Annotated in this window: 14 protein-coding genes; 11 read left to right on the forward strand and 3 right to left on the reverse strand. The window is 55.7% G+C overall.

Features of this window, described 5'->3' with window-relative positions:
- Window positions 1–20 precede the first annotated feature (20 nt).
- The 6 genes from mutM to recF all read left to right on the forward strand — a co-directional run bounded on the left by mutM (window position 21) and on the right by recF (window position 6645).
- Window positions 21–872: a bifunctional DNA-formamidopyrimidine glycosylase/DNA-(apurinic or apyrimidinic site) lyase gene (mutM, locus tag ACR0E2_RS16960; RefSeq protein WP_480447264.1), complete on the forward strand. Its 852-nt coding sequence runs from the start codon at window positions 21–23 to the stop codon at window positions 870–872.
- A 66-nt stretch (window positions 873–938) separates the two neighbouring features.
- Window positions 939–1715 carry an enoyl-CoA hydratase gene (locus ACR0E2_RS16965; RefSeq protein WP_480447266.1) on the forward strand — a complete coding sequence of 259 codons (777 nt, stop codon included), beginning with the start codon at window positions 939–941 and terminating at the stop codon, window positions 1713–1715.
- A 221-nt stretch (window positions 1716–1936) separates the two neighbouring features.
- Window positions 1937–2200 (forward strand): 30S ribosomal protein S20, encoded by a 264-nt coding sequence (rpsT, locus tag ACR0E2_RS16970; RefSeq protein ID WP_152459792.1) that lies wholly within the window; start codon window positions 1937–1939, stop codon window positions 2198–2200.
- 555 nt (window positions 2201–2755) lie between these two features.
- On the forward strand, window positions 2756–4141 hold the full coding sequence (gene dnaA / locus ACR0E2_RS16975; protein ID WP_480447268.1) for a chromosomal replication initiator protein DnaA: 1386 nt from the start codon (window positions 2756–2758) through the stop codon (window positions 4139–4141).
- A gap of 225 nt (window positions 4142–4366) precedes the next feature.
- A complete protein-coding gene (dnaN, locus tag ACR0E2_RS16980; RefSeq protein WP_171727033.1) occupies window positions 4367–5488 on the forward strand; it encodes a DNA polymerase III subunit beta in 1122 nt (373 codons plus the stop codon).
- Between the two features lie 59 nt (window positions 5489–5547).
- A complete protein-coding gene (gene recF / locus ACR0E2_RS16985) occupies window positions 5548–6645 on the forward strand; it encodes a DNA replication/repair protein RecF (protein ID WP_480447270.1) in 1098 nt (365 codons plus the stop codon).
- Here the strand turns inward: recF and ACR0E2_RS16990 are convergent.
- Complete coding sequence (locus ACR0E2_RS16990; protein WP_480447272.1) at window positions 6642–7208, reverse strand: carboxymuconolactone decarboxylase family protein; 567 nt, start codon at window positions 7206–7208, stop codon at window positions 6642–6644. The two genes, recF and ACR0E2_RS16990, sit on opposite strands and share 4 nt — an antisense overlap.
- A gap of 100 nt (window positions 7209–7308) precedes the next feature.
- On the opposite strand from ACR0E2_RS16990, the gene ACR0E2_RS16995 reads away from it, so the two are divergent.
- Window positions 7309–7881 carry a TetR/AcrR family transcriptional regulator gene (locus ACR0E2_RS16995; RefSeq protein WP_480447274.1) on the forward strand — a complete coding sequence of 191 codons (573 nt, stop codon included), beginning with the start codon at window positions 7309–7311 and terminating at the stop codon, window positions 7879–7881.
- Window positions 7882–7995: 114 nt separating this feature from the next.
- Window positions 7996–10413 carry a DNA topoisomerase (ATP-hydrolyzing) subunit B gene (gene gyrB / locus ACR0E2_RS17000; RefSeq protein ID WP_152456615.1) on the forward strand — a complete coding sequence of 806 codons (2418 nt, stop codon included), beginning with the start codon at window positions 7996–7998 and terminating at the stop codon, window positions 10411–10413.
- Window positions 10414–10518: 105 nt separating this feature from the next.
- On the opposite strand, the gene ACR0E2_RS17005 is transcribed toward gyrB, so the two are convergent.
- Entirely contained in the window at window positions 10519–11139 is a 621-nt protein-coding gene (locus tag ACR0E2_RS17005) for a cysteine hydrolase family protein (protein ID WP_480447276.1), read from the reverse strand.
- 284 nt (window positions 11140–11423) lie between these two features.
- Between ACR0E2_RS17005 and ACR0E2_RS17010 the strand changes: the two genes are divergently transcribed.
- The 3 genes from ACR0E2_RS17010 to ACR0E2_RS17020 all read left to right on the forward strand — a co-directional run bounded on the left by ACR0E2_RS17010 (window position 11424) and on the right by ACR0E2_RS17020 (window position 14183).
- Complete coding sequence (locus ACR0E2_RS17010; RefSeq protein ID WP_480447278.1) at window positions 11424–11909, forward strand: GNAT family N-acetyltransferase; 486 nt, start codon at window positions 11424–11426, stop codon at window positions 11907–11909.
- Window positions 11910–12357: 448 nt separating this feature from the next.
- Complete coding sequence (locus ACR0E2_RS17015; RefSeq protein ID WP_171120716.1) at window positions 12358–12954, forward strand: TetR/AcrR family transcriptional regulator; 597 nt, start codon at window positions 12358–12360, stop codon at window positions 12952–12954.
- Window positions 12955–13076: 122 nt separating this feature from the next.
- Window positions 13077–14183 carry an alkene reductase gene (locus tag ACR0E2_RS17020; RefSeq protein ID WP_480447279.1) on the forward strand — a complete coding sequence of 369 codons (1107 nt, stop codon included), beginning with the start codon at window positions 13077–13079 and terminating at the stop codon, window positions 14181–14183.
- 599 nt (window positions 14184–14782) lie between these two features.
- Here the strand turns inward: ACR0E2_RS17020 and ACR0E2_RS17025 are convergent.
- Entirely contained in the window at window positions 14783–16117 is a 1335-nt protein-coding gene (locus tag ACR0E2_RS17025) for a tetratricopeptide repeat protein (RefSeq protein ID WP_480447280.1), read from the reverse strand.
- Window positions 16118–16194: the final 77 nt, after the last annotated feature.

Genomic DNA, 16194 nt, shown 5'->3' on the forward strand with positions numbered 1-16194 from the left:
TTTGAATTAGGAGCCCTGTAATGCCCGAATTACCTGAGGTCGAGACAGTAAGACGCGGCCTGAGTCCCGCCATGGAAGGGGTCGTGATCGAACGGGCTGATGTGAACCGCCCCGATCTGCGCTGGCCGTTCCCCGAACGTATGGCCGAACGGCTGACCGGGCAGCGGGTGGAGCGGCTGCGGCGGCGGTCGAAATACATTCTGGCGGATCTCAACAGCGGTGAGACGTTGCTGATCCACCTGGGTATGTCGGGGCGGATGACGGTGTCGGGTGACCCGTTGGGGCAATTCGTCCATGACCATCCCGCCGTGCAAAAACATGACCATGTGGTCTTTCATATGGCCAACGGCGCGCGCATCACCTTCAACGATCCCCGCCGGTTTGGCGCGATGGACCTGTTGCAAACGGCCAACGCCGAAGATCACAAGCTGCTGTCGGTTCTGGGGCCTGAACCCTTGGGCAACGATTTTCACGACCAACATCTGATCAAGGCGTTCAAAGGCAAGAACACCCCTGTCAAATCCGCCCTGCTGGATCAGGGAATCGTTGCCGGTCTGGGCAATATCTATGTTTGCGAAGCTCTTTATCGCGGCCGAGTGTCGCCACGTCGCAAAGCCGGACAGATTTCCGCACCCCGCGTGGCGGCGCTTGTTCCGATCATCCGGCAGGTGTTGCAGGACGCCATCGAAGCCGGTGGGTCTTCGCTGCGGGATTTCCGCCAAGCCGATGGAGAACTTGGATATTTTCAGCACAAGTTTGATGTCTACGGCCGCGAGGGCGAGGCCTGCCGGACCGAAGGGTGCGGAGCGCCGATCAAGAGAATCACCCAGTCCGGTCGCTCATCCTTCTATTGTGCGCAATGCCAAAGATAGCTTGATCCAAGTTTTTCGCGTGGTAAGGAATCGTACCTGAACGGAACAACCGGAAGCTTTCTCCTCATGGCTTTTGAGACGATCATCGTCGAAATCGAAGACCACGTCGCACTTATCAAACTTAACCGACCGGATGCGCTGAACGCGTTGAACACCCAGTTGCTGGGTGAGCTCTGCACCGCGCTGGAAGATGCGGACAGCAACGACAAGGTGCGCTGCATCGTGATAACCGGATCGGACAAGGCCTTCGCCGCCGGCGCGGACATCAGGGAAATGTCCGAGATGAGTTTTGTCGACGTCTACAACATCAACCTGTTTGCCGATGCGAATGATCGTGCGACCGCGATTCGCAAGCCGATCATCGCGGCCGTTGCGGGCTATGCGCTGGGCGGTGGATGTGAACTTGCCATGCTGTGCGATTTCATCATCGCGGCGGACACCGCGAAATTCGGCCAGCCCGAGATCAATCTGGGCGTCATTGCCGGATTGGGTGGAAGTCAGCGTCTGACACGGTTTGTGGGTAAATCCAAATCGATGGACATGAACCTGACGGGGCGTTTCATGGATGCGGACGAAGCTGAACGCGCAGGTCTCGTGAGCCGGGTGGTGCCGGCCAAGAAGCTGATCGAAGAAGCCGTGAGCGCAGCACAGAAGATTGCCGAGAAATCGCAGCTGACCGCAATGGCCGCGAAAGAAGCGGTGAACCGCAGCTACGAGCTTCCGCTGAGTGAAGGCATGTTGTTCGAGCGTCGTGTCTTCCATTCGATGTTCGCAACCGAAGATCAGAAGGAAGGCATGGCCGCGTTCCTGGAAAAGCGCACAGCGCAATTCCGCGACAAGTAAAGCGCGGGACCTCTGAGGCGGGTGTTTCAAGCCCGCCCCATATTCTTGGCCATGGTTCCAAGAATCACCTTGGCAATCTCTCGAATCTTGGCTAAAGACCCCCGTTATACATGCGCGTGCGGCCCGCTTGGCCCGACTCACACTCGTGATTTCTGATCCGGTGCGGATATGCCCGTGGCGCGCAACCCAAGATTAACGTACCGAACGAAGGTCAGATCCACATGGCAAACTCGCCTCAGGCAAAAAAGCGCGCTCGTCAGAACGAAAAGCGTTTTGCAATCAACAAAGCGCGTCGTTCGCGCATCCGCACCTATCTGCGTAAAGTCGAAGAAGCGATCGCATCCGGCGACAAGGACGCGGCGACTGCTGCTCTGCGTGCGGCTCAGCCCGAGCTGATGCGCGGCGTCACCAAGGGTGTTTTCCACAAGAACACTGCTGCCCGTAAAATGTCGCGCCTGTCCTCGCGCGTCAAAGCACTGGGCTAAGCTTTGGGGTGACCCAAGGTCACGTCAGAAAGGCTGAACCATTCTGAAAAGGCGCCGCACATCACGGCGCCTTTTTTCGTGTTGCCAGAAAACCGCGCCTTCACAAAACCGAGAGATTCTTTCGCCCAAAGACCCGAGTCAATATCAGAGTTTCGTTGCCGCGCCCCTCTCGGAATTGCTACGACTGATGTCAGCGATTCACTCGCTTGGGGGGACAGGCTGTTTTCCCGATCGAACTGACGGGCATCAGAGCGATCAGGGGACAATTGTCGACGACTGGCTTGAGCCAGGCTGCCGATCTGCCATGAAAGCCGGAATAAAACCGGTGATCTTGGCCCTGTCTAAAAATTGAGATTGCGACGTGCAACCCGATTTTCGGGACGTTCCGTTATTGCTGAGCGTCAGAACTGGGGTTGCCGAGCTCTTCGGGATGGTCCCGCCAAGCCGACTGGTTTGGCGAATCGATACCTATTGCGTGTGAATACAACACCGGGAAACCGGCTTCGTATGAATAAGGCTGACAGGCCAATAAGAATGGGATGCGTGAGGCGCTTAATGACACAAGAGAAATGGGGACTACTGCGTAACAAGTTGCTGAAGGCCATCGGTCGGAACAATTATACGACTTGGATCGAGCCTTTGGAATTCAAGGAGCTTCAGGACGGCGTGGCGGTTTTCTCGGTGCCGACCAATTTCATGGGCAATTACGTCAGCCAGAATTTTGCGGACCTCATTTTATACGAGCTGAACACCGCAGGTGAAACTGTGCAGCGTCTGGATTTCCGCGTCGCCGCAAACTCACCTGCCCGGCCCAAGCCAGCTGTCGACACGCCACCGTTGGCAAAGCCTGAACCTGTCGCAGCGCCGAGTGAGGACCCGGCGCAGGATACATTGGAATCGCTTCAGGCTGCCCCGTTGGATTCCCGCTTTACCTTTGACAGTTTTGTCGTCGGCAAGCCCAATGAACTGGCCCATGCGGCTGCGCGTCGGGTATCCGAGGGCGGGCCGGTGACCTTCAATCCGCTGGTTCTGTACGGCGGCGTAGGGCTGGGTAAGACCCACTTGATGCATGCCATCGCATGGGAGCTGAAAACCAAACATCCGGAACTCAATGTTCTGTACCTGTCGGCGGAACAGTTCATGTACCGGTTCGTGCAGGCCCTGCGCGAGCGTCGGATGATGGATTTCAAACACCTGTTCCGTTCGGTTGACGTTTTGATGGTTGATGACGTGCAGTTCATCGCCGGCAAGGATTCCACTCAGGAAGAGTTTTTCCACACGTTCAACGCGCTGGTGGACCAGAACAAGCAGATCATCATCTCGGCCGATCGCGCCCCGGGTGAGATCAAGGATCTGGAAGATCGGGTGAAATCCCGCCTGCAATGTGGTCTGGTGGTTGACCTGCACCCGACCGATTATGAACTGCGTCTGGGCATTTTGCAGAACAAGGTGCAGCAATACAGCTCATCCTATCCGGACCTGGCGATTGCTGATGGCGTTCTGGAATTTCTGGCGCATCGCATCTCGACCAATGTTCGGGTGCTGGAAGGTGCCCTGACCCGTCTGTTCGCCTTTGCCTCGCTGGTTGGTCGCGAGATCGACATGGAACTGACGCAGGATTGTCTGGCGGATGTGCTGCGCGCCTCGGAACGCAAGATCACCGTTGAAGAGATCCAGCGGAAGGTGTCCGAGTATTACAACATCCGGCTTTCTGACATCATCGGCCCGAAGCGCCTACGCTCTTATGCACGTCCGCGCCAGGTGGCGATGTATCTGTGCAAGCAGTTGACCAGCCGGTCGCTGCCCGAGATCGGCCGCCGTTTTGGCGGGCGCGATCACACGACGGTCATGCATGGCGTCAAGCGCATTGAAGAGTTGAAGCTGACCGACGGCCAGATCGCTGAAGATGTGGAAATGCTGCGCCGGTCGCTTGAAGCCTGATCCGCGCCTGTAGTCTAGGAAACCGCCCCGGTTCCTCGGACCCGGGGCGTTTCTTGTGCGCATTAGTCCACGGTTGGATCAGAACTGGTGCTCGTCAGGCACGCTGCCCTTGACGCTGGACGCAATCCAACCCAGAAATCCGTAAAAAATCCTTGTGCCTCAGGGTGGAACCGCTAACGTGCCAGTCCCGCCCATGTCGGTACGCAAGTCAGAGGAATTGAGGGTATGAAGATCAGCATCGAACGCGGCACCCTTCTCAAGGCCGTTTCGCAGGCCCAATCCGTTGTAGAACGCCGCAATACCATTCCCATACTTGCCAATGTCCTGATCGAGGCGGAAGGCGATCAGGCGCTGTTTCGCGCGACCGATCTGGATATCGAAGTAGTCGACAAAGCCCCGGCGCAGGTCGAGAAAGCCGGTTCCACCACCGTGGCAGCGACCACTTTGCACGAGATCGTGCGAAAACTGCCCGACGGAGCGTTGGTCACGCTGACCGCCGACAGCGCGGCAGGGCGTCTGACGGTTGAGGCCGGTCGGTCAAATTTCTCGTTGGCGACGCTGCCGAAAGAGGATTTCCCGGTCATGGCGTCCTCGGAGTATCAATCAAATTTCACGGCTTCGGCTGCCCTGCTGCGACGGCTGTTCGACAAGTCGAAATTCGCAATCTCAACAGAAGAGACACGGTATTATCTGAATGGTGTCTACATGCATGTGGCCGACGGATCCGATGGCGGCAAGGTACTGCGCTGCGTGGCCACCGACGGCCACCGGCTTGCTCGGATCGATGCCGATTTGCCGGATGGTGCAGAGGGCATGCCGGGCGTTATCGTCCCGCGTAAAACCGTGGGCGAGCTGCGCAAGCTGCTGGACGATGATGAAATGGATATCGCGGTTTCGGTCAGCGAAACCAAGGTGCGTTTCGCCACGCCGGATATCACGCTGACCTCGAAGGTCATCGATGGCACTTTTCCCGACTACACGCGCGTTATCCCGCAAGGGAATACGCGCAAGCTGGAAGTGGATGCTGCCGAGTTCGCACAGGCCGTGGACCGGGTGGCAACGGTGTCTTCCGAGCGTTCGCGTGCGGTGAAGCTGCAACTGGATGGCGACAAGCTGGTCCTGTCGGTGAACGCGCCAGACAGTGGCGCGGCCGAGGAAGAACTGGCCGTCGCCTATGGTGATGAGCGTCTGGAGATCGGGTTCAATGCCAAATATCTGCTGGAGATCGCGTCTCAGGTGGATCGAGAGAATGCGGTGTTCATGTTCAATTCAGCTGGCGATCCGACCCTGATGCGCGAAGGCAATGATCAGAGTGCGGTTTACGTCGTCATGCCAATGCGCGTCTGATCGCGCGGACGCGCGATGCCTCCGGCGGGAGTATTTTTGAAAAGATGAAGGGAGGGGTCATGGGATTGGCCCTGACCGAGCTTACGGTCTCGCATTTTCGGTCTCACAAGCTGGCGCGGTTGTCTCTGGACGGGCGACCGGTGGCGATTCACGGGCCGAACGGGGCGGGCAAGACCAATATTCTGGAAGCGGTATCCTTGTTTTCACCCGGTCGCGGAATGCGGCGGGCAAGCGCGGCCGAGATGACGCGGCGGCCCGAGGCTTTGGGCTGGAAACTGTCGGGACTGTTGCAATCGCAGGGTCAGAATTTCGAAATCGAAACCTGGTCTGAGGGTGGTGCAGCACGGCAGGTGAGGATTGACGGAAAATCCGCCACCCAGATTGATCTGGGGAAACTTGCCCGGGTGGTCTGGCTGGTTCCATCCATGGACCGCCTGTGGATTGAAGGGGCCGAAGGCCGGCGCCGGTTTCTTGATCGCATTGCGCTCAGTTTTGATCCGTCTCATGCAGAGGCCGCGCTGACCTACGAAAAAGCGATGCGCGAACGGAACCGTTTGCTGAAAGAGCAGGTTCGGGACGCGCATTGGTATGCTGCGCTTGAGGGTCAGCTGGCCGAGATGGGGCATCGTATCCACGCAGCGCGATTGGCGGCGTTGAGCCATCTGCGGGTGGCGCAGGACCAGGCGGAAACGGCTTTTCCGTCTGCCGAGTTGGAATTGGTGCAGACCGAAGGCGCGATGCCGGAAACGGCTGAGGATTTGCGCGAGGCTTTGAATGAAAGCCGGTTCAGGGACTTGGCTGCGGGTCGGACCTTGGTTGGGCCGCATCGGTCAGACTTGTATGGCGTGTTTGCTGCCAAGGGTGTTCCCGCCAAGGATTGTTCGACCGGTGAGCAGAAGGCGCTGCTGGTTTCATTGATCCTGTCCAATGCCCGAGCTTTGGCCGCAATGGTGGGTGCGCCACCGATCGTATTGCTGGATGAGGTGGCTGCTCATCTGGACGCGGGTCGGCGCGCTTCACTTTATGACGAAATTTGTGCGTTGGGTGCTCAGGCCTGGATGACGGGCACCGGGCCTGAACTGTTTGAGGAGTTGGGTGACCGGGCCCAGACGCTGATCGTCACCGAAGGCGATGAGGGGTCGGTGGTGTCGGCTTAGGCCGGTTCGTTGACTTTGCGCTCCCACAGGAAACCGCGCATGACTTCATCGACTGGTGTTTTGGCCATGTGGTTGACGTAGTTTGACATGGTTTTTTGTGCCAGGCCCAGCACCACGTCCAGAACCGCGCGATGCGAATAGCCCGCGTCGAAGAACGCCTGAAGCTGTTCATCGGTCGGGTTGCCACGGGTTTCCATCACTTGCAGGGTGAAGGTGCGCAGCGCTTCGAGTTTGGGCGAAGGCAGTGGGGTTTCATTGCGCAGAGCCTGGGAGATTTCGTCTGATACCTTCATCATCTTTGCGATGCCGGTGTGCGCGGGCACGCAGTAATGGCATTCGTTTTCCACATTGATGGTCTGCCAGACGACGGTCTTCTCATTGTTGTCGAAATCGGTCTGCAAGAACAGGCTGTGCAGAACTTGATAACCTTCAAGGTGCTGTGGGCTTTCTGCCATCACCTTGTGCAGGCCCGGCAAACGGCCAAAGGCGGCCTGGGACTTTTCCAGCAGTGGTTTGGATGCTTCGGGTGCGGATTCGATATCATGAGACGGGAAAGTGGCCATGTCGGAACTCCTGTTTCTGGCGCGATGGGTGGTATTTAGGGTTTCTTGAGTGATCACTCAAGTATATATTTGAGCGAACGTTCAAAAATTGGTGATGCCGATGCCCCGTAAACCCGCATATGATCGCGACGCGTTGATCGAGAAGGCCCGTGACATCTTTTGGCGTCAGGGCTGGGCTGGTACGTCGCTGAAGGACCTTGAGCGGGAATTGAAACTGAAACCCGGCAGTTTCTACGCGGCTTTCGGGTCGAAGGATGCGCTTTATGCGTTGACGCTGGAAAGCTACACGCAAGAAGGCGTGGCGCGCCTGAAAGCCCTTGCTGAAAGACTGGGGCCGAAGGAAGCGCTCAAGGCGCAACCTCGTTTGGTCATCGAGGCGGTCGAGAACCCGGCAAAGGCTTGCATGTTGGCAAAGACATATGCCGAGTTGCAGGCGAAGGATCACGCGCTTGCGGATCAGGCCGCGCTTCACATGGCGGAAATGAAGGCGTGTTTCGCCGACCTGTTTCGCAGCGCCCAGGCTGCCGGTGAAATCCGGCCTGAACATGACCCGGATCGGCTGGCGGCCCGGTATCAGTCGGACATTCTGGGGCTTCGGTTGTCGGCCGAACGCAAGGATGTCGATGCGCTGGAAATCGCGGCGGATATCGCTTCTGACATCGACCGGTTATGAGGTGGATTCGGATGGGCAGAAAACGACCCGAGCACACACAAAATATTGGGGGATCGCGTGACAATCCCCACCAGAAAACGTATAAGGTACCAAAATAATATAGGTACTGACTGAATGTCCGAAGACGCACAGGCTCCTCAAGAATACGGCGCAGATTCCATCAAAGTTCTCAAGGGCTTAGAAGCCGTTCGCAAACGCCCCGGGATGTATATCGGGGACACGGATGATGGATCGGGCCTGCACCACATGGTGTATGAGGTCGTCGACAACGGAATTGACGAAGCGCTGGCGGGTCACGCCGACCATGTGACCGTGAAAATTCACGCGGATTCCAGCGTTTCGGTCAGCGATAACGGCCGCGGAATTCCGGTTGATATCCACCCGGAAGAAGGCGTTTCTGCGGCAGAGGTCATCATGACCCAGCTGCACGCGGGCGGCAAGTTTGACAGCAACTCATACAAGGTGTCGGGCGGCCTGCATGGCGTGGGTGTTTCGGTGGTAAACGCCCTGTCGGATTGGCTGGAGCTGCGCATTTGGCGCGCGGGCAAAGAGCACGTGGCGCGATTTGAGGGTGGTGAAACGGCAGAGCATCTGAAGGTTGTCGGCGAATGCGGCGATCGTACGGGAACCGAAGTGCGGTTTCTGGCGTCGACCGACACGTTCTCGAATCTCGAATACTCGTTCGAGACGTTGGAAAAACGGCTGCGCGAACTGGCCTTCCTGAACTCGGGCGTGCGGATCATCCTGATCGACGAACGCCCTGCCGAGCGGCTGGAGACCGAGCTGTTCTACGAGGGCGGCGTCAAGGAATTCGTGAAATACCTCGACCGATCCAAAACGCCGGCCATGCCCGAGCCGATCTATATCAAGGGCGAGCGCGACGATATCGGTGTCGAGATCGCCATGTGGTGGAATGACAGCTACCACGAAACGGTGCTGCCATTCACCAACAACATCCCGCAACGCGACGGTGGGACCCATGTGGCTGGGTTCCGGGGGGCTTTGACCCGGACGATCAACAACTATGCGCAGTCCAGCGGGATTGCGAAAAAGGAAAAGGTCAGCTTCACCGGTGACGATGCGCGCGAAGGTTTGACCTGCGTATTGTCGGTGAAAGTGCCCGATCCGAAATTCTCGTCCCAGACCAAGGACAAGCTGGTTTCCTCCGAGGTCCGTCCGGCCGTCGAAGGTCTGATGAATGAAAAACTGGCCGAGTGGTTCGAAGAAAACCCCAACGAGGCCAAGAATATCGTCGGCAAGATCATCGAGGCTGCGTTGGCCCGGGAAGCTGCGCGGAAGGCGCGCGAGCTGACCCGGCGCAAGACGGCGATGGATGTGAACTATCTGGCGGGCAAGCTGAAGGATTGTTCCGAGAAGGATCCATCGAAAACCGAAGTCTTCTTGGTCGAGGGTGACTCGGCTGGTGGATCGGCACAGACCGGCCGGGATCGTCTGACGCAGGCGGTTCTGCCCTTGCGGGGGAAAATCCTGAACGTGGAACGCGCCCGGTTCGACCGGATGCTGTCGTCTCAGGAAATTGGCAACCTCGTCATGGCGCTGGGTACGGGCATTGGCCGCGATGAATTCAACATCGAAAAGCTGCGCTACCACAAGATCGTCATCATGACCGATGCGGATGTGGACGGCGCGCATATCCGGACCCTGTTGCTGACCTTCTTCTATCGGCAGATGCCAGAGCTGATCGAGGGCGGGTACCTCTACATCGCACAACCGCCGCTGTACAAGGTTTCCCGCGGAAAGTCAGAGGTTTACCTGAAGGATCAGGCCGCTCTGGATGACTATCTGATCAATCAGGGCGTCGAAGGCGCGGTTCTGAAACTCGGCTCGGGTGAGGAAATCATCGGCCAGGACCTGACCCGCGTGGTGGACGAAGCGCGCCAGTTGAAACGTGTGCTGGACGCGTTTCCAACGCATTATCCGCGTCATATTCTGGAACAGGCCGCCGTGGCTGGGGCTTTCGTGCCGGGTGCAGTGGACGCCGATCTGCAAGGTGTGGCTGACAAAGTCGCCGCACGGCTGGATCTGATCGCGTTGGAATACGAACGCGGTTGGCAGGGTCGGATCACACAGGATCACGGCATCCGGCTGGCCCGTATCCTGCGCGGTGTCGAAGAGGTCCGCACGCTGGATGGCCCGATGCTGCGCTCGGGCGAGGCGCGCAAGACCGGAAGCTTTACGCAGAGCCTGCAAGAGATCTACAACTCTCCGGCCACTTTGAACCGTCGTGATCGCAGCCAGATGATCCACGGTCCGCTGGACTTGTTGCGCGCCATTCTGGAAGAGGGTGAAAAAGGCCTGTCCTTGCAGCGCTACAAAGGTCTGGGTGAGATGAACCCTGACCAGCTGTGGGAAACGACACTGGATCCGGATGCGCGGACACTGCTGCAAGTGCGCGTGGATGACATGGTCGAGGCGGATGATCTGTTCACCAAGTTGATGGGTGACGTCGTGGAACCTCGTCGGGAGTTCATCCAGAAAAACGCCTTGAGTGTTGAGAATCTGGATTTCTGATCATGGTGTAGGCCAAGCCGGAGCGGCCAAGCGACAAAAATCTCTGCCCGTTTCTGCACCCAATAAACTATGCATCCCAACTGGCACTAACGTTTCGATTGCAATTTAGAGCGACGAGATGGCCTTGATCACTGCTTCCCGGTTCTGAACAGCGCCGGTTTGTAGATACTCCATGGCTTTGAGAGCAGCTTCATGGGCTTGGACAGATGACCCGCCAACACAGTCCTCTACAACGCGGCAGAAGTAGTCTGATTGGTGACCATCGACGAATGTGTAGTGCACACAAACATCTGTCAGCCCGCCGCACAACACAAGTGTTTCTACCTTTAAACCGCGCAGCAGGATTTCGAAATCGGTTCCAAAAAACGCAGAATACCGCCGCTTCGGGACGATGTAGTCACTTTTGCGATATCCCATCTCATCTTTTGCAACTTCCGTTCTTGGATCACCTTCGAGACAGTGTATGTCTTCGTCACCATCCAGTTCACGGCCGAAGTCTATCCTATCGGGACGATGGATTTCTTGGATGAAAATGACTGGCACTTTGTTCTCATGTGCGGCATCAACCAAATCACGCGCGGCGATCATGCGCTCTTTGCAGCCCGGCATGTTGTCGATGGAGCGTACTTCGCTGTCATCAATAAACGTGCTCTTTTGAATGTCGATTACGATCAGGGCAGGTCTACCCTCGATCAGTTTCCTGGCTTGTTTGGTTTTAGTTGTCATGTTCGACCTCTAATTTGCCAGGTCGTCCTGAAAAACGCCCTTACTCGGCCGGGTCGTCCCAGCGGGCAGATCAGTTTTACTAGATGCGCTAGTGAGTACGGTAAAGAGCGCGCTGCTCTGTTGTGGAATGAAAAGCATGTGTTCGCGCCTAGGGCAACATTGCCCGCACAGCTGCCGTTAGGGGTAAGCGCAGAGAGAGTCTGCGCCGAGCGTAGATTGAGCAATAGTGCGAGCGGAACCAACGGCGGCTATGCAACTTCACCTATCGCTAATAGTGTAAGTACATGAACAGATTTCGAAATGCCCAACCCTCTGATGCAATTCGATGCTTTGAGATCGAGACTGATGCCTATGAAGGCGACGAAGCAGCTACCCTCGAAAAGATAGCAAAGAGAATCGAAGTCTATCCCGATGGTTTCCTTGTTCTTGAGGTCGAAGGTGAGATTGTTGGCTTTGTGAATTGCGGATGTGCGTACAACGTCGAAATGTCTGATGAGGAATTCAAAGAACTTGTAGGGCATGACCCTGGCGCGCCAAATGTTGTTATTATGTCTGTCGTCGTGGATTCGGCGCATCAAGGAATAGGCCTATCGCGGGCATTGATGAATGAATTCGTCGACCGCATGAGGAAAATGGGCAAATCCGCGATCTTCCTTATGTGTAAAGAGCATCACGTCCCTCTCTATCAGAGATTTGGGTACAAGTATCTTCGGCCATCAAGCTCTGATCATGGAGGAATGACTTGGCACGAAATGTCTATGGAAATATGAACCGTTGTTTGGTTGAGCCACGGTGAGTGGACATTTAGGGCCGACCGAGCCGCGCTACATTGAAAGGGATCTGCCGCGACCTCTCAATTGAGTTGTGTTGTTCGGTTTTGGGTTGAATTATACTAGTCAGATTGCACTCTTGATTGAGTTTTAATGCGTTAAAGTTGATAGAATTACGCTACGACAATCGAAGTTTGAGCGTGTATAGTGAACCGCGCAAACTTTTGGGCAAATCGTGCAAACTTATGCGCAAATGCTGCGTAAAAATATGGGCGAAGACCCCCAGATTTTCTGAAAAAAATAAATGTTAGGAATGCAGCGTTATGCGCACGCCTACATCATGTGGTAGCAAGTTCCTTTGCCGAACAGACCTGCGAATGAAGTCGGATGAACAGCTTTATCTGACTGGTCCCTTGAAATTCTGGACTGATCATTCCACATCTATGCCATGAACAAAGAAACCCTTCCAATTGCCGACATCAAGTCGCCCGCAGGCCCGGGTAGGCCTCGTGCCTTTGACGAAGCCGATGCTTTGGAAAAAGCCTTGTGCGTATTTTGGCACAAGGGCTACGAGGCCGCGTCGGTGGACGATCTGACCAAGGCCATGGGTTTGAGCCGTTCCAGCTTTTATGGAACCTTCGGAAATAAGCAGGCTTTGTTTCGCAAAGCCCTCAGCCACTATTCAAGACGTGGTTTGAAAGCTTTGCGCGACGTCGCGGACGCGGGCGGAAATGACCCCGTCGGCGCGATAATGGAAGCCTTGGCGAATCCGCAAGGAGGTCGTGACGGCTGCATGCTGATCAACTGCCTTACCGAGCTTGCCCCGCATGATGATGAAGTGGCCGATCTCGGGCGACATCATTTGGAGAGCATTGACAAAATTATTGCGGAAGCGCTTGAGCCTTCAGATCCGAGTCTGGCGCTCGACAGGGCGCGCGCCTATGCCTCCCTTGCTATTGGCACGCTAGCCTTGCGTAAGGCGGGCGTTCCCGCTGAGCAGATATCGCAAACCCTGAAACAAGCCCGGTTGGTGATTTCGCCATAAGGTCTTCCGCCACCATAACGAAATGAAACCTAACACAAACTCAAACAAGAGACAGTGAGCACAATATTGGACTAGTTGGTCCAATAATATCTGAACGAAGTTTACCAAAGAAGGAAGCAGCAATGGCTGATGAAAAACTGTTCTCGGGCATCAAAGCTGGTGCAATCGAGCTGAAGAACCGCATTGTCATGGCGCCACTTACCCGTAACCGGGCAAGAGCTGAGGATGACAGTGTCCATGAATTGCAGGCCGAGTACTACGCGCAGAGGGCAGCTGCTGGTCTGATCATCACGGAAGCATCGCAAATCTCGCCCCAAGGCAAAGGCTATGCCTGGACGCCCGGCATTTATTCCAAAGCACAAATCGACGGCTGGAAAAAAGTGATTGAGGCCGTCCATGCCAAAGACGGGAAGATCGTGATCCAGCTTTGGCATGTCGGACGGATTTCGCATTACAGCTTGCAGGAGGGTGGTGAAGCCCCTGTCGCGCCATCCGCAATTGGCGCTAAGGCCAAGACGTTTGATGGTGAGCAGTTTGTTGAAACTTCTGAACCGCGAGCTCTGGCCATCGAAGAAATTGCTGACATTGTTGCGGACTACCGGAGGGCCGCGGAAAACGCCAAAGAGGCTGGTTTCGACGGTGTAGAGGTCCATGCAGCCAACGGATACCTTATCGATCAGTTCCTGCGCGACGGGTCGAACAAGCGTAAAGACGAATACGGTGGTCCTGTTGAGAATAGAGCGCGATTCTTGAAAGAGGTGATGGACGCTGTTGTCGACGTGTGGGGCGCAGACCGCGTCGGTGTCCGCCTCAGCCCGTTCTCGGACGCAAACAACATTTCCGACAGCGACCCACAGGCGACATTCTCGCATGCGATCAAATTGTTGAATAGCTATGGGTTGGCCTATCTCCATCTCGTAGAAGGGCAGACCGGCGGCCCGCGCGATATTCCTGAAGGTGGTGACCTAAAGGCGCTCTATGAATTGTTTGACGGAGTTAAAATGGGCAACAACGCTTATGACCGAGACATGGCGATTGAAGCGGTCGAGACCGGCGCCGTCGATCTGGTGGCCTTTGGTCGGCCGTTTATTTCCAACCCGGATCTTGTCAACCGGCTGGAGAAAGACGCCGCACTGAATGAGCTCGATCCAACCACTCTCTACGGCGGCAATGAAAAAGGGTATACCGATTATCCGGCACTGGAAGAGGAAGCAGTCGCTGCAGAGTGATACATCGCTCTTAACCCCATAGCGACAGGCTATGCCAAGCAAAGTGAGCGCGCCGGCTTGGACGCGCTCACCCAGCAACTACGGAGATCTCTATTCTTAAGGCGAGGGCCTATCACCAGCCTGCAAATGAACTGCTGCCATATGATCAGGGTTGAATGTATCCAATCAGGATGCATCCTTGATTGAGAGGCGCCCGGTTTTAGTTGAGGAAGAAGTGCGGTGACTACAATCAATTGAACGCGTTTCTCGAGCCGCGCATTGTCGCAAGTAAATCGTGCAAAATAGTTCAGTCTTTTGGCGTAGTCTTTGCGGTTACGGCCCCTTGCGTTGCTGAATCCCGCAAAGGTCCTCCTTAGGAACCTTGGGTTCCATGCAGCCTTTCTTGCTTGGACTTTCGCAAATGTCTCCGATGCGCAGAAAGCGGGCTGTGCAGAGCCGTCCGGATCCGTCAATTCTTGCAATCTTCAATGGCTTTCAACGCTGTAAAGCCTTCGGACCAAGACCAATCATTCGAGTTCAACGTCGCATTGTACCTCTGAATGTGACATCAAGGATTGACCCTAGAACACTTTGCATCGGCTGCGATACGACGTGTTTGATCAGTATCTAGTCAGAGTATCAAGTATCGCTTGCCGCGTTGCGTCATCATTGTGGAAGATCCTGCCGGCGAGAAACTCCGATGGAAACTCAGGCCACGTTTTGCGCATTTCAGTGACCAGTCGTTGTGCTTCTTGCGAATGTCCCAGCTGATCCTGCGCAACGGCCTGGAATAGGAGCGACGGAGCACTTACGGGCGCACCGGCAGCGGGCGCGCCTTGAAATGCTTCGACAACCTTTTCGTAATTCCCGAGCATAAGCTGCGATACACCCCAAATATTACGTGCGCCAAAGCGGCCCGATCCTGACCTTAGTCTTTCGGGATTGCTAACCTCGGCAGCAAGTTCCGGTGCGTTAGCCAGGATGGCTGTGATGCCGACAAGATCCAGGATATGACCATCATTCGGAGCAAGTTCGACGGACATTCTTGCATATTTCTTAGCCTCGACTGGATTATTTTTGGCAGCCAATACCCAACCGTTTGCGCCGTTTGCCCAGGCATCTGTCGGAGACAGATCAAGCGCCCTTCCCGACATCTCCGAAGCCTTGCTGATGAGGTCATCTCTTTGCGCTGTGTCGGGGGACAAAATAGCCAAAGTCGCCAGAACTTGTGCCGATCCGGCGTAGCCATCGGAAAGTGCCGGGTCCAACTCTGTGGCATGTTGGAACATTCCCAATGCTATTTGCTGTCGTTTGACATCGAAAACAGGAAAAAACATTCCTCTGGCTTGATCCGCAAGGTTAGCCGCCTGAAGTCTCGTCAAGGACTGCTCACCAAGGGCTGCTCTTTCAGCCTGTCCTAGGGATTGGGTTGGGGGCAGAACCACATTGCTATCTTGAGCCAGCCAAAAGCCAATTCCAGCAATCAATACAAGACAACCCAGTCCAAGCGGCAGCATTTTTTTCAAACGCGGATGTTCTGCTAGCACATCGCTACTCGGTACCTCTGAAGTGTCGTATGCTGTCGTATTTTTTTGCGAAAACCGTGGCTTGTATCCACCCGGATCAACAAAAATGCGAACCCCTTTGCCGTTCCATTGATCTTCGTAAAACTCATGAAGCAGTCGACGCAGCCGTCTGGCTTCAACGCGAACGAGATTTCGGCCACCGGTGCCATCAATACTTCGACCGTAAACTTCGACTGCGATTGCTTTGCCACGGATTTGGGCGCCGCGACCAGCGAGAGTTTCTTCGACCACGTAAGTAATAAATTGCTGGAGTCGCGGCGAAGCCTGGAACGCGACGCTTGAAACAACGCTCTGAAGTGCCTGTCGGACAAGCTCCGGCGATGGCGGTGCAATATCTTGATCTATCGGCAATTCATTAGCTTGGTTCAAAGCAAACTCACCCCCAACTCACGGTGACTCACTTGGACTGCATCGTCAACCGCACTCATCTTGATCTGAGAATAGAT

This window comes from Ruegeria sp. A4, from assembly GCF_056543025.1.